This is a genomic window from Lysinibacillus sp. FSL R5-0849 (assembly GCF_038595075.1).
GTDB lineage: Bacteria > Bacillota > Bacilli > Bacillales_A > Planococcaceae > Lysinibacillus > Lysinibacillus fusiformis.
This window is the reverse complement of sequence record NZ_CP152004.1, coordinates 1,667,535-1,686,774: the sequence shown is the minus strand read 5'-3', so window position 1 is coordinate 1,686,774 and position 19,240 is coordinate 1,667,535. Positions and strand designations below refer to the sequence as shown.

Annotated in this window: 19 protein-coding genes; 8 read left to right on the top strand and 11 right to left on the bottom strand. The window is 38.9% G+C overall.

Annotated elements, in window-relative coordinates:
• Window positions 1-321: 321 nt before the first annotated feature.
• Complete coding sequence (locus MKY80_RS07960) at window positions 322-1,056, bottom strand: SDR family oxidoreductase (protein ID WP_008181884.1); 735 nt, start codon at window positions 1,054-1,056, stop codon at window positions 322-324.
• A 228-nt stretch (window positions 1,057-1,284) separates the two neighbouring features.
• Here MKY80_RS07960 and MKY80_RS07955 point away from each other — a divergent pair, with 228 nt between their 5' ends.
• Window positions 1,285-2,106, top strand: coding sequence for a squalene/phytoene synthase family protein (locus MKY80_RS07955; RefSeq protein WP_089985064.1), 822 nt, complete (start codon window positions 1,285-1,287; stop codon window positions 2,104-2,106).
• Between the two features lie 330 nt (window positions 2,107-2,436).
• Here MKY80_RS07955 and MKY80_RS07950 read toward each other — a convergent pair whose 3' ends face one another.
• On the bottom strand, window positions 2,437-2,925 hold the full coding sequence (locus tag MKY80_RS07950) for a metal-dependent hydrolase (protein ID WP_008181459.1): 489 nt from the start codon (window positions 2,923-2,925) through the stop codon (window positions 2,437-2,439).
• A gap of 161 nt (window positions 2,926-3,086) precedes the next feature.
• Between MKY80_RS07950 and MKY80_RS07945 the strand changes: the two genes are divergently transcribed.
• From MKY80_RS07945 to MKY80_RS07935, 3 genes are all read left to right on the top strand, one after another.
• Window positions 3,087-4,313 (top strand): ferric reductase-like transmembrane domain-containing protein, encoded by a 1,227-nt coding sequence (locus MKY80_RS07945; protein WP_239354446.1) that lies wholly within the window; start codon window positions 3,087-3,089, stop codon window positions 4,311-4,313.
• A 385-nt stretch (window positions 4,314-4,698) separates the two neighbouring features.
• A complete protein-coding gene (locus tag MKY80_RS07940; protein WP_089985068.1) occupies window positions 4,699-5,325 on the top strand; it encodes a nitroreductase family protein in 627 nt (208 codons plus the stop codon).
• A gap of 344 nt (window positions 5,326-5,669) precedes the next feature.
• Window positions 5,670-6,155, top strand: a complete 486-nt coding sequence (locus MKY80_RS07935) for a hypothetical protein (RefSeq protein ID WP_008181464.1) — start codon at window positions 5,670-5,672, stop codon at window positions 6,153-6,155.
• A gap of 28 nt (window positions 6,156-6,183) precedes the next feature.
• Here MKY80_RS07935 and MKY80_RS07930 read toward each other — a convergent pair whose 3' ends face one another.
• Both MKY80_RS07930 and MKY80_RS07925 read right to left on the bottom strand, forming a co-directional pair.
• Window positions 6,184-6,906: a DUF1835 domain-containing protein gene (locus MKY80_RS07930; protein WP_239354444.1), complete on the bottom strand. Its 723-nt coding sequence runs from the start codon at window positions 6,904-6,906 to the stop codon at window positions 6,184-6,186.
• The gene (locus tag MKY80_RS07925) at window positions 6,795-7,247 is read right to left on the bottom strand and encodes a hypothetical protein (RefSeq protein WP_237068760.1); all 453 of its coding nucleotides are present in this window, start codon (window positions 7,245-7,247) and stop codon (window positions 6,795-6,797) included. Before MKY80_RS07925 ends, MKY80_RS07930 begins: the two co-directional genes overlap by 112 nt.
• 142 nt (window positions 7,248-7,389) lie before the next feature.
• Here MKY80_RS07925 and MKY80_RS07920 point away from each other — a divergent pair, with 142 nt between their 5' ends.
• Entirely contained in the window at window positions 7,390-8,559 is a 1,170-nt protein-coding gene (locus MKY80_RS07920) for an alanine--glyoxylate aminotransferase family protein (protein WP_043990802.1), read from the top strand.
• Window positions 8,560-8,663: 104 nt separating this feature from the next.
• Here MKY80_RS07920 and MKY80_RS07915 read toward each other — a convergent pair whose 3' ends face one another.
• Together MKY80_RS07915 and MKY80_RS07910 are read right to left on the bottom strand one after the other, a co-directional pair.
• The gene (locus MKY80_RS07915; RefSeq protein WP_338138366.1) at window positions 8,664-9,992 is read right to left on the bottom strand and encodes a D-serine ammonia-lyase; all 1,329 of its coding nucleotides are present in this window, start codon (window positions 9,990-9,992) and stop codon (window positions 8,664-8,666) included.
• The gene (locus MKY80_RS07910; RefSeq protein ID WP_008181474.1) at window positions 9,982-10,455 is read right to left on the bottom strand and encodes a YaiI/YqxD family protein; all 474 of its coding nucleotides are present in this window, start codon (window positions 10,453-10,455) and stop codon (window positions 9,982-9,984) included. The genes MKY80_RS07915 and MKY80_RS07910 overlap by 11 nt, the downstream gene beginning before the upstream one ends.
• 175 nt (window positions 10,456-10,630) lie before the next feature.
• Here MKY80_RS07910 and gdhA point away from each other — a divergent pair, with 175 nt between their 5' ends.
• From gdhA to MKY80_RS07895, 3 genes are all read left to right on the top strand, one after another.
• Window positions 10,631-12,004, top strand: a complete 1,374-nt coding sequence (gene gdhA, locus MKY80_RS07905) for an NADP-specific glutamate dehydrogenase (protein WP_036124917.1) — start codon at window positions 10,631-10,633, stop codon at window positions 12,002-12,004.
• A 215-nt stretch (window positions 12,005-12,219) separates the two neighbouring features.
• A complete protein-coding gene (locus tag MKY80_RS07900; RefSeq protein ID WP_342532469.1) occupies window positions 12,220-12,906 on the top strand; it encodes a phosphoribosylaminoimidazolesuccinocarboxamide synthase in 687 nt (228 codons plus the stop codon).
• A 133-nt stretch (window positions 12,907-13,039) separates the two neighbouring features.
• On the top strand, window positions 13,040-13,693 hold the full coding sequence (locus MKY80_RS07895; RefSeq protein WP_089985073.1) for a Yip1 family protein: 654 nt from the start codon (window positions 13,040-13,042) through the stop codon (window positions 13,691-13,693).
• A 39-nt stretch (window positions 13,694-13,732) separates the two neighbouring features.
• Here the strand turns inward: MKY80_RS07895 and MKY80_RS07890 are convergent, their stop codons facing one another.
• The 5 genes from MKY80_RS07890 to MKY80_RS07870 all read right to left on the bottom strand — a co-directional run bounded on the left by MKY80_RS07890 (window position 13,733) and on the right by MKY80_RS07870 (window position 19,239).
• Window positions 13,733-15,481, bottom strand: coding sequence for a methyl-accepting chemotaxis protein (locus tag MKY80_RS07890; RefSeq protein WP_089985075.1), 1,749 nt, complete (start codon window positions 15,479-15,481; stop codon window positions 13,733-13,735).
• Between the two features lie 227 nt (window positions 15,482-15,708).
• On the bottom strand, window positions 15,709-16,911 hold the full coding sequence (locus MKY80_RS07885) for a malic enzyme-like NAD(P)-binding protein (RefSeq protein ID WP_089985076.1): 1,203 nt from the start codon (window positions 16,909-16,911) through the stop codon (window positions 15,709-15,711).
• 395 nt (window positions 16,912-17,306) lie between these two features.
• A complete protein-coding gene (locus MKY80_RS07880; RefSeq protein ID WP_342532464.1) occupies window positions 17,307-18,137 on the bottom strand; it encodes an MBL fold metallo-hydrolase in 831 nt (276 codons plus the stop codon).
• A gap of 14 nt (window positions 18,138-18,151) precedes the next feature.
• Window positions 18,152-18,361, bottom strand: coding sequence for a hypothetical protein (locus MKY80_RS07875; protein ID WP_342532463.1), 210 nt, complete (start codon window positions 18,359-18,361; stop codon window positions 18,152-18,154).
• A 68-nt stretch (window positions 18,362-18,429) separates the two neighbouring features.
• The gene (locus tag MKY80_RS07870) at window positions 18,430-19,239 is read right to left on the bottom strand and encodes a sulfurtransferase (protein WP_089985081.1); all 810 of its coding nucleotides are present in this window, start codon (window positions 19,237-19,239) and stop codon (window positions 18,430-18,432) included.
• Between the last annotated feature and the right edge of the window lies 1 nt (window position 19,240).

The window sequence follows — 19,240 nt, the reverse complement described above, 5'->3', positions numbered from 1 at the left end:
GTCAAGGATTTTGCAAGGAGTTTTTTGTGTGCCAAAATCCTGACTAACTAGTTATTATACGAAACCATAATGCTTCGTACAGTCCCCCAAATCTTGTAATGACATTTTCGCCCTTTCTAAACTTTAACGCTGTTGAAATGATTGTGCAATAACTTCATAAACAATCATGAAAAAAACACGAAAATTATCAAAATTTTTCTAATCAACAGCGGGATCTTGACGAATTATAATACTTTAACATCATTCTACTAAAAAAACAAAAAAAGTGAAAATGCACTGCTTGAACACAGGCATTTCCACTTTCTTATCCTTTACTATTAATTAACGAGCTGAATAACCACCATCAATAACTAACTCAGCACCTGTAATATAAGAGGCTTCATCGGATGCTAAAAATAAGATTGCATTCGCCACTTCTTCTGGTTGACCAAGACGTCCCATTGGCGTAGTTTTTACTAACATATCCATAGCTTCTTTTGCTTCCGATAATTTTGCTGTCATCGGTGTTTCAATAACACCTGGGAATACCGTATTGACACGGACATTGAAAGCACCAAGCTCGGAAGCTGCTGCACGAGCGATCGCACGTAAAGAACCTTTAGATGCCGTATATGCATTGAAGCCTGCACCAATAATCGCCGTGTAAGATGATGTATTAACGATTGAGCCCTTTCCTGCTTCCTTCATATATTTAGCTGCATGTTTTATGCCAAGGAATGGACCAAAAGCATTGATATTATGCATGATTGTCCAGTCCGCTTGTGTAATTTCATCTGGACCTTTTTCGGAAGAAATACCAGCATTGTTAATTAAAATATCAATACGGCCATATTTTTCGACAATCGCTTTTGTCACTTCTGCCCAGTTTTCGTCAGAAGAAACATCTAATTTCATACCCTCTACATTTTCTAGCTCTGAAATTTTCGCTAGGTTCTCCTCGTTAATATCCGCTGCAATGACTGTAGCCCCTTCTTGTGCAAACAATTTTGCCATCGCTGCCCCCATTCCAGATGCTCCACCTGTAATCATTGCGATTTTATTATTTAAACGTCCCATTACTTTATACTTCCTCTCACTTGAAATTTGTCTGTCGTACTAGTATAAACCGACACTTTTAGACCACAATAAAAGTATATGTCTAAATAGTTTACTATTAAACTATATCATTTTTAGTAACCGTTTTCAAAGAATATCTCCATAATCATGAACAATCTGTTTTATCTTTCCCCATTTTTACGATACGATATACTATAGATGTGGAACCATTTGAACGGAGGAATACAAGTGAAAGATCAAAAAAGACTTTATAAAGAGGCGATGCAAGTTTTAAAAGACACAAGTCGCACTTTTTATATACCTATCACTTTCTTAAAAAATGATTTAAAGGTATCGGTAGCAGCTGCCTATTTAGCAATGCGCGCCATTGATGAAATAGAAGATCATGAACAGCTTTCCAATGATGTAAAGTTTGATTTATTATCAGCAACTAGTGACCTTTTAAAGGACACATTTAATGATGAGGCGTATCAAGAATTGTTAGCGCCTTATGCGGCACAGTTACCTGAGGTAACCCTCCGCTTAGCAGATTGGCTAACATTCTGCCCTGAGGAATCACGAAAAATTGTCCAAGCCTCTACAAGTGAAATGGCCTTTGGTATGGCGAAGTGGTCTAAAGCTAATTGGCAGGTGCATACACGCGAGGATTTAGATGATTATACATACTACGTAGCAGGGCTTGTTGGGACCATGCTGTCTGAGCTTTGGGCGTGGGGTGCAGACATTCAAACAGATCGAGATTTAGCAATTGGCTATGGTCGAGGTCTCCAGGCTGTCAATATTTTACGCAATCAGCATGAGGATATGGATGAGCGTGGCGTAAGTTTCGTTCCTGACGGCTGGACACGCGAGGACTTATTTGCTTATGCAGAGGAAAATCTCGCAAAAGCTGATCTTTATATGAAAGATATTAATAAACGCACCGTATTATTATTTTGTCGATTACCACTTGCATTAGCGCATAAAACATTGAAAGCCATGCAAGATGGTCGTGAAAAAATAACACGAACAGAGGTTGAACAAACGGTCGAAGAGGTACAGGCTGACTGATGAGTGGCCTGCATTTCTAGCATAACCCAATAAGATGCACAACCTATAAAACCCCTGCATGAGAATTTTCTCGTACAGGGGTTCCTTTTTGAGCAGAAGTTATTATAAAGGTTTGCGTTACGCAAAGGTCAATCGCTAGTTTCAGGTATTTTTTAATGAAAAACCTCCATAAAAATTATGGACAATCCCCCATTGTTTTAGCATACTTTCAAAGCTTCAACTCACAAAAAAAACAAAGCAGCTTACAAAAAAATACTCCCCATAGATAAACAGATGTTTTTGTCTGCCTACCTAATGGGGAGCATCTTACACTCTTAGGGGTTTCTTTGCTTAAATAGTAGCAAGAAGCTGCACAATAATTTCATAGCTAAAAAAGACTGAGAGCATTGTTAACAATGTAAACACTACTTTTTCAACTTTACTACCTGTTTTTGTAGTAAGTGGTAGACGCACCGAAATGGATACTGGGAAAAATAGTTTAACACCCTTTTTGGTCCCCATATCCAGTAAAACATGACTTGCCATCCCTAATAAAATACCTATTGTAATGGATTTATACGGTATAAATGTATGTAGTAGCATCCCCATCAAAAATAAAAACAGTAAACTATGTGTAAAGGAACGATGTCCAAACAACGAATTAACCATTTTTGAAATGATGGGAAGCTTCCTTCCGATTTTGCTACCACCATGGCAAATATCTGGAAGTAATGCACCGATAACGCCTGCCCCTACCAAAACAAGCGGATTATCATTAGAAATTTGTGCAAAGGCTAAACTTGCTGTAATGCCCCCAACAATATGGGTATTCCCTTGCATAAATTACTTCCACCCTTCTTACGCATTTTGCGAACCTTCTTAATGTAACATACATATGCCCAAAAGGGAACATACATTCCGAACGTACGATCTAAAATATTTTCATCCAATAATTGTATAGCCATAAAATATATGGTTAAAAATAAGAATGGAGGTTATTTATGAAAGCGTATAGAGGACAACTACTTATTATATTGGCGATGGGAAGTAGCGCATGCCTTTGGTATTTTGCTACACCGCTGACACCCATTCATCCACTGAACAAGCTTGCCCATATTATTGGAGGCTTAGCGATTACAGGACTCTTCCTTGTGTTTCTTTTCTCTACAAGAATGAAAATATTAGAGCGCTGGTTCCATGGGCTAGAGCGCCTAAATTTTTATCATAAAGTTTTGGCCATGTTTTCACTTGCGTTCATCATTATCCATGGACAATTGCAAAAAATGGTTCCCGATGAAGATCTGCCACAAACATCTTTTCGTGAATGGGCGAAAGAGCTTGGTGAGTTCGCACAATATGGCTTTATTATTCTGATCGCCCTCGCATTCCTAGCAAAATTTTTAAAATATGAGCATTGGCGTTGGCTACACCGCTTATTGCTGCTTCCTTATACATTGGGCATTTACCATACTTATTTTTCGAGCGAATATGATTTATTACAGCCTTCAGCATTAGGTATTTTCACAGCTCTTACGACAACCATTGGATTTATGTCTGCCCTGTATATGATGACTATGTATCAAGATATGTTCTTCCCGTATAACGGAACTATTTCCAACATTCAAAAATTGAATGCCCATGTTATCGAATTAGAGCTAACCCTCACGAAAAAACTTCATTACCGCCCTGGACAATTTCTCTTTCTAAAAATCTTTCAGGAAGGCATTGAAAAAGCACCACACCCCTTCTCTATTTCTGGTGGGGATGGAGTAACAATTAGGGTGACAATCAAAGCTGTCGGCGATTTTACAAAGCAGGTCTACAATGAAATACAAGTGGATACCCCTGTTGCCATTGATGGTCCTTTTGGTCATTTTGACTTTGCCAAAGGAGCCAATCAACAACTTTGGATTGCTGGGGGCATTGGCATTACGCCATTTATCGCCTATTTGCAAACAAAGCCAACTAAGAAAATCGATTTATATTATTCCTTTCATGGTGTAGATAATATTGTTTATAAAGATTTTTTACTGGACTATGCGCAATCCAATGAGCAATTTACGGTCACTTTTATAGATACATCTCAGGTGGACAGACTTTCTTTTGTCCAGCTGACCATACCAGCTCATACAAGTATTTATCTATGTGGACCCGAAAAAATGATGAAGCACTTCAAATCGTCCGCTCCTACTAGCCATATAGAATGGGAGGCATTTAAATTAAGATAGTGAGGGTTGCCCTTCAGACTGTAGACAAGCTCAAAAAAGTTGAGTGGATCTATAGTCTTTTTTAGCGATTATCACTACGGCTGGACAGTTTCGAGCTACATCCCTCCCATCAGAAAATATCCCATCTATCCACGACCTCAACTACCACTTTTCCCACAGGATTCCCCATCCTTCGTTCCAATACATATTTTATTCTATCAAAAGCATGAAAAATGCAGTTGTTGCTTCTTGCAAATTTTGAGCTTGATGCGTCATGACATTTAGGCGATCACCACCTCATCAAAAATCCTATATTCAAGACTCTTTAATTCGAGCAATTTACTTGGAATTTGAAATCATTTATCGTATAGTAAAAACGCATCTTATAATGAAGGAGTCAAAATAAATGACAGTGACAAAAAGCAATTTATATAAAGTTATGCATGACCGTAAATCTGTTCGTAAATACGACGAAAATTATAAAATTCCTCAAGAACAACTAGAGGAACTACTAGTAGAAGCCACTTCTGCACCATCTTCAAGTAACTTACAGCCATGGCGCTTTATAGTCATTCAAGATGAGGCAATGAAAAAAGAGTTACGTGCCATTGCTAACAATCAAGAGCAAGTGGAAACTTCCTCAGCTGTTATTGCTGTCCTAGGCGATACAAAAATGTACGAAAATGCTGAATCGATCTTTACAAAAAATTTCGATCTTGGTTATATTAATGAAGCAACAAAGGATTTAATGATTAATAATTCAATGAACTTATATTCTCAGCTTCCTCAGGAGGTTTTAAAGAATATCGTTACATTTGATGCTGGACTCATTTCCATGCAGATCATGCTTTTAGCAAAAGACATGGGCTATGATACAGTACCAATGGGCGGCTTCAATAAAGAAGCCTTCACCAAACATTTTGAATTAGCGGATCATATCGTACCCGTTATTTTAATTGCGATTGGTAAAGCAGCAGCCCCTGCCTATAATTCTTCACGTATTGAGCTAGAGCATATCGCCAAATTCATGTAATACATGTAAAATTGTCACCTTTCTATATGGGAAGGTGACTTTTTTCTGAATAAAATGGCATGTCAGATACCACTACAAACATAGGATAGTAATGTTTGTGAGCAGTACAAGGTGAAAAACTTTAAAAATGATTCTCCTAAACTAGCATATTCATTTTCCCAAGGATATTTTTTGCATTTCTTTCATTCATTACTCAAAAAATCATCATAAAAGAATGAATAAAAATTTTCTTTCTAGTACATTTGTGCCGTTTCTACTAAAAATTACATATAAATGGTTGTAGATTAAACATAATAGGATTGGTATCATTAGGAGGTATTTTCTTAAGAAGGGAGGTTTTTCTGATGGACTATAATTATTATAACTCTGATTTGGATGCAGCCATGGGAGGCTTATTTATTATCGTAATTTTAGCATCTCTAGTTCTTGGGCTAATCGCCTACATTATTAGTGCACTCATTTATTTTATGACATCTAAAACAAATGGTTTTGGAGATGTAGCCTATATTGCTTGGATTCCTATCATTAATGTATACAGCCTTTTCCTACTGACTGCCGGTGGAGATAATCGAGAATCGATTCGTGCAACAGCTCTAAAAAATACCCTTATTTATGCAGGCTTGTTTATCGTTTCGTTTATACCAGTTATCGGTTTACTCGCATCTATAGGTATGGTGGGCTTTACATTGTATTTCACATATCGCCTATTCTATCGCTGGTGTGGTGAAACTGGTAAGGCTGTACTTTACACGATTCTAATGGTTATTACAGGCGGGTTGTTCTTTGCTATTTACGGTTTAATGCGAATGAACAGACCATTCGCTGTCTAGTTCACTATCCTAAAACCTCTTTAAGTCTTCAGACTAAAGAGGTTTTTTGGCATATTTTCACATAATAATCCCACATAGATTTAGGAATACCTTTTAATGCTAGGGTGCCATTATAGATTAAATATCGAATTCTATATTCTAAATAAAAGATGTTTGGCGATTCATCCATTCTAGCAAGTAGCTCTAAAAGAAATGTTCCAGTTTGAATAAAATCCACATGTCCCTGTTCCTGATGTATTTCTTTTAGCCTCTTCACGATGAGAGAGTCATAAAAATTTTCAGACACCTCTTGAATATGCTGTTGCTCCCATTGACGAAGCACTGCCGTTGATTCTGCCAGACCTTCCCATTGCTGTAGAAATTTTAGACGTTCTTTTACTGATAATCTCTTTTTTTCATACAGATTTGGATTCCACTGACGTTCGATCACTTGCTGTCCATTTGTATGTATAAGAAATATTTCATTGTGTTGATCACGCAATAAATAGAGGAAAAACCGAAGCCCACATTGTTCTTCTATATTGTCCCCACACCAAATATAGATAGGTAGGTGACTCGGAATATCCCGTATCTCTCGAATTGCCTCTTTTAATTTATTATGACCAACAAAGTTATCCACCTCATCATTACTATTTTCCATTAACCACTTTTGGCGGCATGCTTGTCCTCTTTCTTCATCAAGCTTCCACAGCGGTCCGATAGACAAATCCTCTGGAAAGCCAATGACATATTTAGGCGGAGCAAGTGCCACTCGTAAGGAGCCTGCTGCAATTCTGAGCAAACAATATGTACAACTTGGGCAGTTGTTGTCATCATACTCTTTCTTTGAAGCTGAATATAATCATTAATGGTGTCTACCAAATGACTAAGGTGTTCCGCCGCAACCCAAAAAGACCATCCCTCTTTAGGATCACTTTGTTCATGCCGAAATGTTGTAAATGGCTCTGATGGCAGAAGCTCATACCCCTCCCATTCTCCCTTTTCCACGACATTTGCTAATGTGATGTAATCGAGTGTTTGAATTTTATATACAAGCACCTGATTGCGTTCGTACAAAAAATAGATAAATGGATAGTGCTTCATTGTTTCCATATTCTTGGTCTCCTTTTCAATTTATAGAATCATGACAATCTCTTCCATTATTTATTAAAAAAGCAGCTAGCCTATACAAGAAGTATGTTATTATTATAGTTAGAAAATTTTGAATTTCTGTCAAGTAAAGGGGATTGATAATATGTATGAAAATATTTTAAGACATCCGGGACCAACACCGATTCCAAAGAGAGTTCAATTGGCAATGAATCGAGATATTTTTAGTCATCGGAGTCAAGAATTTGTGGAATTATACCGGGAGACGATTGAAGCCGTAAAGCCTGTCTTTGGCACGACACAGGACATTTTACTCTTGCCATCAGGCGGGACAGCTGCACTTGAAGCTGCGGCAGTCAATACGGTTGCGGCCGGTGAAGAAGTTGTGGTCATTACTGTTGGGGCATTCGGTGACTATTTCGTTTCCATTTGTGAGCAATATGGCTTCCATGTACATAAGCTCGAAAAAGAATGGGGACAAGCTTGCACTCCTGAGGAGCTACGAGCATTTTTACAGCCATTACAAAATATTAAAGCGGTTTTCGTCACATATAATGAAACATCTACAGGCATTTTAAATCCAGTCGCTGAATTAGCACAAGTGATTCATGACGAAACTGATGCTCTCGTTATCGTGGATGGCGTAAGCTGCATCGGTGGCGCGCCTGCTGAAATGGATGCTTGGGGTATTGATATTCTCGTGACAGGCTCGCAAAAAGCGATGATGCTTCCGCCTGGACTCTCTCTTGTTAGTGTGAGCGAAAAAGCTTGGCAAGTCATTGAAGACAATCAAACGCCAGCATATTATTTAAATCTATTAAGTTATCGTAGTTGGGCAGAAAAGGGGATGACGCCAAATACTCCTGCTATCACGCTTATTGATGGCCTGCATGAGGTTTGTCAGCTAATTGAACAGGAAGGCGGCTTCTCACAGACCATTGCCCGTCACGAGCTGATGAAAAACATGGTACGTAGTGCTATGAAAGCTTTACACCTCGAGCTCTTAACTGAAAATCAATACGCCTCCCCTACCATTACGGCTATTAAGGCACCAAAGGGGATTGAGCTTGGTGAATTTTTATCGCACCTTAAGCAGCAATATCACTTAGATTTTGCAGGTGGTCTTGGTCATCTACAAGGTAAAATTTTCAGATTCGGCCATATGGGCTATTGCTTCCCAAGTGATATACTACAAGCCGTATCCTTATTGGAGGCGGGGCTCCAAGACTTCGCTTATGACTTCCAGCCAGGCGCAGGCGTCCTTGCAGCTCAAGAAGTATATTTAGCAGCTCAACGTAAAGCATTGCAACGTTAATAATAAGAAAACAGGTGAAGAATTTTTCTTCACCTGTTTTTGCGCTTTCGAATAACTTGATTGGGGCAAGACTTTCCCTGTTCGAACAAAAAGTATCATCATTTTCAAACTAAATCTCTGCTCTTAGCCAAATACGTAGCACGCATGCTGTCTGGGACCATACTGCCACCTGTTGCCCACACAAGATGGGTTGCCTGCGCCATATGCTTTGTTAGTCCGCGCTGAGCTAAATAGTGTTGACCTTTTTGGGACAAGCGAATAGCGCCAAACATTCCTGCATGTGCAGATGGCTCTAAAAATAGTTTTTCGCTATCGATAGCTAAACCTAAAGAGGTAAACAACTCTTCATCTGTCACTGTATAGCAGCCACTTATATACGTCTCCATTACTTTTCCTACAAACTTGGAGGCGCGACCCACTGCAAGACCATCTGCTTCGGTTTTATTATCTAATTCTATATCCTCTACACTGATAGCATCATGAAGTCCAGTCATTAAGCCTAGCGTCATACAAGGTGAGGCAACAGGTTCTGCGAAGAAAATATGCACATGTTCGCCAAATATTTCTCGTAATCCGTAGGCAACACCGCCTGGTCCTCCCCCTACCCCACACGGTAAATACACAAACAATGGATGTGTGACACTGACTGGTATGTTCATGTTTTCTAATTGCCCTTTTAAACGCAATGCTGCGACTGCATAGCCTGCAAATAGATCCTTTGAATTTTCATCATCAATGAAATGACACATAGGATCTAATTCTGCTTCTTGACGCCCCTGTTCAACGGCAACACTGTAATCAGCCTCATATTCAACTACCGTGGCACCTTTCTCCCTAAGTAAAGCTTTTTTCCACTCCTTGGCATCACTCGACATATGTACAACGACATTAAAGCCGAGCTTCTTGCCTATAATGCCGATACTTAAACCTAAATTTCCAGTAGAGCCAACCGCAATGGTATATTGCTGAAAGAAGGACTGAAACTCCGCTGATGCTAGTCGTTCATAATCATCTGTTACTTGAAGCTTCCCACTTGCTAATGCCAGCCTTTCAGCATGCTTTAAGACCTCATAAATGCCTCCCCGTGCTTTGATGGAGCCTGAGATAGGTAAAGCATGATCCGATTTTAAAAGCAACTGACCTTCTATCAACACGCCATATTTATTTTCAAGCGCACTTTTCATAGCAGGAATTTCTAGAATGTCTGATTCAATTAATCCATTACTTTCCTCAAGCTCAGGGAATGCCACTTTTAAATATGAAGAAAAGCGTTGTAACGTTTCCTCTGCCTCCTTTACTTCTTGCATAGTAAAAAGCGATGTTTCCGGCTGTTTCACCCCATTTGTATTTTCCCAAAGTACAGTATTTTTAGCAGCCATCGATTTTAACAGTGGAAATTGCTCTAAAAGATCATGCTTACGTTCATTTTTCACCTGTAGAGTCCTCCATTTTTTGTGCAAAAATCGCTCGTTCACAAATTTGTCGAAATTTCATTTCAAACGAAATATTGTTTTCTTGTGTCCTTTTTTTAGGGCCCTTGGTGCGTCCACCTGCTCGACGAATTTTTTGACCGACATGGCGCATATCGAGCAGGCGTTCGATATTTTCATTAGACATTTCTCGTCCATTTTGATCAATTGGATACCCTCCTCTTGCTAAAACCATTGCCGCTAGCCCATAATCCTGTGTTATGACAATATCGTGTTTTGAAAGCGCGTTCACTAGCGTAAAATCAACCGAATCAGGACCTTTCGGCACCATAATTGTTATTACATTATCACGTTCTACACGATGGGATGTATCGCAAAATAAGATAGTTTCAATCTCAAACTCAGATGATACAGATAGCGCCAAATCCACTACTGGACAGGCATCAGCGTCTATAAGAACCTTCACAATAAGGCATCATTCCTTTCTCATAATTAGATGAATACTATCACCTAACATTATTTTAAAATATCATTTTCCCGACCCCTCTTGCTCAATTTTTCACAAACTAAAAAAGTATTTTATTGAATAGTTTGAAAAATAAATATACGATACACCTATCAACTAAATGGGGGTTTTTACTATGACAATCACAACTGTTAGCAATGAACAATTAGCTAAAGAATACGTAGATGGCGTATTCGAGCAACTTAAACAACAGAACTGTCATCAAGCGGAGTTTCTACAAGCAGCTGAAGAAATTTTCATTTCATTAGTACCTGTATTCGTCCAACATCCTGAATATATTAAGGCCAATATTTTATCTCGTATTGTTGAGCCTGATCGCATCATTTCTTTCCGTGTCGCTTGGCAAGACGATACGAACCAAGTGCAAGTAAATCGCGGGTATCGTGTACAATATAGCAATGTCATGGGGCCTTATAAAGGCGGCCTACGCTTCCACCCTTCGGTAAATGAATCCATCATTAAATTCCTAGGCTTTGAACAAATCTTTAAAAATGCTTTAACAGGGCAACCAATCGGTGGTGGTAAAGGTGGGTCTAACTTTGATCCGAAAGGTAAGTCAGATTCAGAAATCATGCGTTTCTGCCAAGCCTTCATGACTGAATTATACCGTCATATTGGTCCAGATGTCGATGTTCCTGCTGGTGATATTGGTGTAGGTGCTCGTGAAGTAGGTTATTTATGGGGGCAATATAAACGTCTAACTAAAGCTAGTGAATCAGGTGTATTAACTGGGAAAATCCCTGGCTATGGTGGGTCCTTAGCACGTAAAGAGGCAACGGGTTATGGTACAGTTTATTTCGTCAATGAGATGTTAAAAGATGCGAACGATTCATTTGAAGGAAAAACAGTGGTTGTTTCTGGTTCTGGAAATGTTTCAACGTATGCGATTGAGAAAGCACAACAATATGGCGCAAAAGTAGTTGCTTGCTCTGATTCCGCAGGCTATATTTATGACCCAGAAGGCTTAGATTTAGATGTCATTAAAGAAATTAAAGAAGTTAAAGGTGATCGTATTTCAACTTACGTAAGTTACCGACCAAATGCTACTTTTACAAATGGCTGCACTGGCATTTGGACGATTCCTTGTGACATCGCTCTACCATGTGCTACTCAAAACGAAATTAATGGTGAGTCAGCTCGTACATTAATTTCAAATGGGGTCAAAGCAATTGGCGAAGGTGCCAACATGCCTTCTGATCTTGAAGCAATTAATGAATTCTTAAATGCTGGTGTATTGTTCGGACCAGCAAAAGCAGCGAATGCTGGAGGAGTTGCTGTATCTGCTCTTGAAATGGCACAAGATTCAAGTCGCGTATTTTGGTCATTTGAAGAAGTAGATGCGAAACTTCATCAAATTATGAAAGATATTTATTCAGATAGTAAAGCTGCTGCTGAAAAATACGGCTTCCCTGGCAACTTAGTTATGGGAGCAAACATCGCTGGCTTTATTAAAGTGGCAGATGGAATGCTGGCTGAAGGCATTTATTAATAACTGTCCTAGCTATCTAGCATAAATCCTCCAGCGAACTTACGAAGCATTTCAAAACACAAGGTGATGACGATCATTCGTTATCACCTTGTGTTTTTATTGTAAATTAGCAATAAACGATAGAAACAAACACACAAAACGAACATTTTTAATATTAAACATTTAAAATATTCGTGTTATAATTTTAGAGTACTATGAATATTGGAGGTCTTTTTGTGGAATTAATGTATACAGGGAAAACGAAGAATGTGTTCAAATTAGAAGATGGTCATTATTTATTAAAATTTAAAGACGATGTAACAGGTGAAAACGGCGTGTTCGACCCAGGCGCTAATACGGTTGGCTTAACAATTGATGGTGCTGGCTTAGCGGGGTTACGCTTAACTTCTTATTTCTATTCTAAATTAAATGAACAAGGTGTTCCTACTCACTATGTAGATGCCAACTTTGATGATGCAACAATGACTGTAAAGCCTGCAACAGTTTTCGGAAACGGTTTGGAAGTAATATGCCGCTTTAAGGCTGTTGGTTCCTTCTTGCGACGCTACGGTGCCTATGTGAAGGAAGGCCAAGATCTTGATGCCTTTGTGGAAGTTACCATTAAAGATGACGATCGCCAAGATCCTCCGATCTCTGAAGATGCATTAGCTATGTTAAACCTGTTAACACACGAAGAATATGCCATTTTAAAACAACGTACAATTGAAATTTCTAAATTTGTTGGAACTGAGCTTGCTAAAAAGGACTTAACGCTTTATGATATTAAATTGGAGTTTGGCCGTGATGCTCAAACTAACGAAATTTTATTAATCGATGAAATTTCTGGTGGTAATATGCGTGCTTACAAAGGTGAGCAATACATTGAACCATTAGAGCTTGAAAAAATGATGTTAAGTCACTAATAAGAGCCGCCTTTGTGCGGCTCTTTTGTTATGAAAATAACTTATTTTTACTTTCTACGAAACTTTTCACTGTATCACTCGTATACTAACTATGCGTAACATGCAATTATTCTATTATTTTGGAGGTAGTTTGATGGAAAACTTTAATGACACACAGAAAGAAGAAAGGCCAAAGGTGAATCCGTTTATATCCGTTTGGTTACATCCAAAGCAAACCGCTCGCTATATGATTAACGAAAAATCAATCGGCTTTGCTATTTTGATTATGTCCATCGGTTATATCGGTTCTATCATGTCAGGGCTGACGGATTCGGAGTTTTTCACTGACCTTTCCCCTTGGTTATTGGCTTTACTGTGTGTAATCTTTGCTCCAATCGCTGGTATTATCGGGACAGCTATATCTGCTCTAATCACATGGCTATTTGGTAAACTATTTAAGGGTACTGGCACGTATTCAGACTTATTTAAAGGGCTGAGCCTTACAGCTGTACCATTTATAGTGCTTATTCCATTTTATTTAATATGGTTATTCACTTCACCAGAATCTTTACTAGATCCAAACTTTATGGGCTCACTTCCATGGATTTTTTGGCCAGCTATTTTAGCTTCTATTGTTGTAACTATTTGGTCTTTCGTCATTTCAGTCGGTGTGGTAGCAGAAGCACACCAAATCTCTAATTGGATGGCCTTTTTCACTATCTTTATTCCTGGAATTATTTTATTCATCTTGTTCTTCGTTCTTTTCTTCATTATTCTCGTTGGGATTATTGGTGTTGGCATGATGTAAAAAAATCTCCCCTCTCATTTAAGAGAGGGGGAGATTTTTTTATAGTTTAAATTGGGCAATCAATGTCTTTAATTCTAAAGCTAATGTTGATAATTGGGCTGATTTCCCCGCCATAACCTCCATTGAGCTACTTGTCTGTTCTGTTGTCGCCGTCGTTTGCTCCACACCTGCCGCAGATTCTTCTGCGACCGCAGCGATTTCTTGAATAGCGCTATTCATTTTTTGACCATCTTCAGTTACTTTTGATAAATTACTGGAAATCAATTGAACACTTTCCACTACATCATTAATAGAATTACTAATCGTCGAAAACGTTTCACTCGTAGCTTTAATTTGATTGGTACCCTCTTTTACTTCCTGATAGCCATCCTCTAATGAGCTCGTAACGACATCAAAATCTTGCTGAATATTTGTGACAATCGATGTAATATCATTGACAGAAAAGGCTACTTGTTCTGCAAGCTTACGTACTTCATCCGCAACTACCGCAAATCCTTTGCCATGTTCCCCAGCTCTAGCAGCTTCAATCGCGGCATTTAAAGCTAATAAATTCGTTTGATCGGCAATATCTTTAATGACCACCACCAATTTTGAAATTTCCTGTGCTTGGGCATCTAAATTTTTTACTTTCTCTACGGCATTTTGTACTATGCCATCAATCTTACTCATTTGAGAATTCGAAGATGTCATGAGCTGACTTCCTTCATTGGTTAAGCCCAATACTTCAACAGAAGATTGATGAATATGCTCCCCATGCTGATTTGTTTCACGTAAATCAGCAGTAAAACGTTCCATCAAGGACGTTAATTCGTTAGAATGATGCGCTTGTCCCTCTGCACCAGATGCTAATTCATTCATCGTAATTGCTACTTGCTCAGCACCCATATTCACTTCATTAGCTGATTGTGATAGCTCCTTACTGGATGTATTAATTAAATCAGACGCTTGAGCAATATTGTGTATCATGTCCTTCAATTTAGCTTGCATTTGATTCATAGCGTTTGCCAGTTTGCCAATTTCATCTTTTGAGCGAATCGACATATTTTCTTGCGTCAAATCACCCTCCGCAAATCGCTCCATCGCTTGGACCACTCGGTTTATTGGCTTAGCCATACTACTCGCGTATTGCCAAATTACAAATAGCCCGATCATAATAGCCACGCCAATCACAACAAGCGTTAATTTCAAAATACTCTCCGCGGGCTTATTAAAGTCTGCTAAATACGTACTGGCACCAATGACCCATCCCCAATACGGATCCGTTTCTGCATAGACCCCTTTTTCTTCTAGTTGATCAGAATTTGGTAATGGCCACGAATACGAGGCAAATCCACCACCTTCATTCCCCTTCGCAATGATTTCCTGCATATACTTAACCCCATTGTCATCTTGCTCATCCCAGACATTATTTCCCTCGATATTTGGATGCGCAATAGAGTTCCCCTTTTGGTCCACAACAAAAATATAACCACTCTCACCTAGTTTAATATTTTTATTAATAGGTCGCTTTCCATCACTATCCATTTCACCTAAAATAGCGACCTTCACTTTCTCTTGCGCTTCATCTAAAGATAAATTGCCTGCCTCTACCTCTTGATTAAATTGTTCAATCATGGCAATGGTCATTTCCACACTGTTTCTTAAATTTTCTTTTCCCACCGACTCTAAATTTGATTTACTTTGTTGATAGCTTAGATAGCCTAAGGTAATAAGGGGAATCATTAAAAGCAATAAAGAGAAAGCAATCAGCTTGGCTTTAATGGACCGGAATTGAACGAATGTTTTCATGTATTTTATCTCCTCTTTTATAGACTAAAGACCCATTTTTCTTTAAAAATATTACAACATTATGTATTTATACTTTACAATCAATTGCACGATTTATTACCTTGTACTCACCAATTTTATTACATAAAAAACTAAACAACAACATTTTTCGAGCAAATTCGATAAAAAATGTAGAAAAGCATATCTTTGCTTTTCTACATCTGCTGTATTTCAATATCTTTTATTTGTTAAACTGATAGCGCAGTAGTTTGTTGGAATAGTTCCGACACGCCAGATTCGACCGCTGCTCCGCTAACTGCACGAGAGACAATTGCAACGACACGCTCATCCAAAGATTTCGGAACAATATATTCCTCCGCGAGCTCCTCGTCACTCACAAGAGAAGCAATTGCTTCCACTGCAGCAAGCTTCATAGTTTCATTGATATCCGTCGCACGTACATCTAATGCACCACGGAAAATGCCAGGAAAGGCAAGGACATTGTTAATTTGATTTGGATAATCCGAACGACCTGTACCCATAACTCGCACTCCCCACGCCTTAGCATTTTCATACGTAATTTCTGGATTTGGGTTAGCTAATGCAAAGACCACCGGGTTTTCATTCATAGATGCAATATGCGCCTCTGATAATAGATTAGCTACCGAAACACCGATAAAGACATCTGCCCCAACGAGCGCGTCACTCAACGTACCATGTATTTTCTCTGGATTTGTTAAATGAGCAACCGCCTCTTTAATCGGATTCATCCCTTCTTTACGTCCCTCATAAATAATACCTTTTGTATCACACATAAAAATATTTTTATAGCCCATTTGCACAAGAATTCGCAAAATAGCGATCCCTGCTGCACCCGCGCCATTGATGACAACCTTCATTGTGGCAATATCCTTTTGCACAATACGATTGGCATTAATCATAGCGGCACCTACTACAATTGCTGTCCCATGCTGATCATCATGGAATACCGGGATATCACATTCCTGACGTAGCCGATCCTCAATTTCAAAACATCTAGGTGCTGAAATATCCTCTAAATTTACCGCCCCAAACGTAGGGGCAAGCGCCTTCACAATGCTGACGATTTCATCCGTACTTTTTGTATCTAAACATATTGGAAAAGCATCAACATTGGCAAAACGCTTTAACAAAATCGCTTTCCCTTCCATAACTGGTAATGCAGCTTTAGGCCCTATATCGCCCAATCCTAAAACTGCTGTACCATCTGATACAACTGCCACCATATTCCCCTTCATTGTATAGTCATAAACCAACGATGGATTTCTTTCAATTTCCACACACGGTGCGGCCACTCCAGGTGAATAAGCAAGACTTAGATCATAAGAATCCTGTACCGGTACTTTTGAAATCACCTCTAATTTACCACTATAGTGTGCATGCATTTCTAATGCTTTCTTCATGACATCCATTCCATCCCATCCTTTTCCCTTTGTTTTTCATTATATTTTAGAATCATATTACTTTGTGAAAATATAGTCAATGAATTTTCTGTCAATTTATTTCTTCTTTCGAAAATGCATTGTTACAAGACTTCTTATACATTTTTCTGTCAAATTAAGCTTTTCACAATCAATTATTTCGAAATAATTAACATCCTATAATGAGTAGTGGAAAATGTACAACTATCGCCTTTCAAGCTGTTCAATATTTCACATAGTATTTTTCTTGTGTAAATGAGAATTTTTTCACAAACTTATGTAAGCGTATCCATTGAGCCAATTGAGTTTGTCACAATTTATCCACATTTTTTCACAAAGTTTTTTATTATTGGTGTTACAGCTTTTAAGCCCAACAAAAAAGAGCCCTATTGCAAGGACTCCTGTGTAAAGTGACGGATAAAAGCATTGATTATATGTTTAGAGGACCATTGATCGCCAGACACTTTAACAATGGGATATTCTCGAGGGAAAATACTGGACGTCATCTCCTCTACTGAATAACCTTGTTGAAACAAGTGACGAACCTTCTCTTCCATTTCTTCAATATACGCTATTTTTTCTAGTATTCTATTTCGTCCATTGGCTAAATAGCCTGCATGACAACAATAAATTTCTTTAAAGTCATAGTTTAATAATTTCTTTAAGGAAGCTAAGGTATGTACAATATTTTCTTCATCGAGTACTACCTTGGTTTTCGTTTGAATGTATAAATCTCCCGTGAACATAGCACCTGTTTGGCGATTATAGAAAGCTAGGTGATCTGTCGTATGTCCAGGTGTTTCAATAACATCCCAGATAGCTGTTTTCGTCTGCAATGTAGTCCCTATCGGCTGCGCTAGAAAAGCCGGCCGCTCCCCCCATAATGCTTGACGATACAAAGGATAATCCCCATCCTGCGTACAAGTCTGAAGAGACTTACCATGAAGATAAATAGGTACATCCCATTGTTGCTGAAGCCACGCGGCATTACCCGCATGATCCTCATGCGCATGAGTTAAGGCAATTTGCTCCATTGGCAAGTCTTTAAAGAAAGATTGAAACTCCTGTGCCAGCGAATTAGAGCCTGTATCAATTAATAAACCATCTACAAAAAAACTATACACACTCATACCAAAGCCCTGAATTGCTACCTTTCCAAGTGCACATTGTACATCACCGTGGTGTTGAACAACTATGCTCGTCTCACGTTTAAACATCCACTTTCCCCCTTTTAAAAGAGTGTAGCATAAAATGAATGGTGAGTCATTTTGACTTTTTTGGCTCTATCCGTCGGTTTTGGCTTTCTATCCGCCAGTTTCAGCTTTCTATCCGCTAGTTTCAGCTTTCTATCCGCTAGTTTCAGCTTTCTATCCGCCACTTTTGGCATCCTATCCGTCACTTTCTTCTTTCTATCCATCACTTCCCCACTTCTATCCATCACTTTCCCCCGCACCCGATCCACCTCTCCAAAAAAAACGCTCACCTAAGTGAGCGTTTTTGCTGTGATCCTTATTCATTTGTACCTTTTTCAACATCGTATTGTGTAATCCAATCACTAAAGCTACCTACATATAATTGGATGTTTTCATAGCCTTCATCCGCTAATACGGCATAGAGTGGGGATGCGGTTACACCACTGCCACAGTAGACAACTACATGTTCATCTGGAGCCACTTTTTGACGCAATGCATCATTGGCCTGCAACTGACCGTCCTTCTTTAATTGCTCCCAGTCAAAGTTTTTCGCGGTTGGTATGTGGCCCGCTACTTTATCTAATGGCTCAACTTCCCCACGGTAACGCTCAGCCGCACGAGCATCTAGTAAAGTCGCTTTGACTTCACCGTCCACAATTGCCTTTACCGCTTGGCGTGGAGCATAAAGCTCATCCTTCCAGACAAAATCAATAAAGGTTGGTGGGTATTTAACAACATCTTTTGTAAATGGTATTTTCATTTCCAATGCAGATGCGCCCCCATTAACAATGACCACATTTGGGAAACCAGCATACGTCAGCATCCACCAAGCACGTGGAGCGAATGGTGCTGCTCCTTGATCATAGATAACGATTTGATCTTCATAACGTAAGCCTAATTCTTGAAATATCGACGTCAGTTTTTCTTTGTTCGGCATTGGGTGACGACCGTCTTTACTGTCCATATCAGATAGCTGCTGCTCTAAATCAATATAGATTGCTCCTATTGCATGACCTTCTTCAAATGCTTTTTTTCCAGCTTCTTTGTCTTGTAAATCAAAACGAGCATCGATAAAACGGACACCATCAAACTGAATTTCATCCACTGATTTGAACACTTTTCCCATA

Excerpts from the sequence above, each read along its gene's own strand:
- gdhA (WP_036124917.1), top strand. The coding sequence starts at position 10,631 with ATGACAATCACAACTGTTAGCAATGAACAATTAGCTAAAGAATACGTA.
- MKY80_RS07920 (WP_043990802.1), top strand. The coding sequence starts at position 7,390 with ATGTATGAAAATATTTTAAGACATCCGGGACCAACACCGATTCCAAAG.
- MKY80_RS07895 (WP_089985073.1), top strand. The coding sequence starts at position 13,040 with ATGGAAAACTTTAATGACACACAGAAAGAAGAAAGGCCAAAGGTGAAT.
- MKY80_RS07885 (WP_089985076.1), bottom strand. The coding sequence starts at position 16,911 with ATGGATGTCATGAAGAAAGCATTAGAAATGCATGCACACTATAGTGGT.
- MKY80_RS07890 (WP_089985075.1), bottom strand. The coding sequence starts at position 15,481 with ATGAAAACATTCGTTCAATTCCGGTCCATTAAAGCCAAGCTGATTGCT.
- MKY80_RS07870 (WP_089985081.1), bottom strand. The coding sequence starts at position 19,239 with ATGGGAAAAGTGTTCAAATCAGTGGATGAAATTCAGTTTGATGGTGTC.
- MKY80_RS07880 (WP_342532464.1), bottom strand. The coding sequence starts at position 18,137 with ATGTTTAAACGTGAGACGAGCATAGTTGTTCAACACCACGGTGATGTA.
- MKY80_RS07925 (WP_237068760.1), bottom strand. The coding sequence starts at position 7,247 with ATGGAAACAATGAAGCACTATCCATTTATCTATTTTTTGTACGAACGC.
- MKY80_RS07960 (WP_008181884.1), bottom strand. The coding sequence starts at position 1,056 with ATGGGACGTTTAAATAATAAAATCGCAATGATTACAGGTGGAGCATCT.
- MKY80_RS07950 (WP_008181459.1), bottom strand. The coding sequence starts at position 2,925 with ATGCAAGGGAATACCCATATTGTTGGGGGCATTACAGCAAGTTTAGCC.
- MKY80_RS07940 (WP_089985068.1), top strand. The coding sequence starts at position 4,699 with ATGACAGTGACAAAAAGCAATTTATATAAAGTTATGCATGACCGTAAA.
- MKY80_RS07935 (WP_008181464.1), top strand. The coding sequence starts at position 5,670 with ATGGACTATAATTATTATAACTCTGATTTGGATGCAGCCATGGGAGGC.
- MKY80_RS07945 (WP_239354446.1), top strand. The coding sequence starts at position 3,087 with ATGAAAGCGTATAGAGGACAACTACTTATTATATTGGCGATGGGAAGT.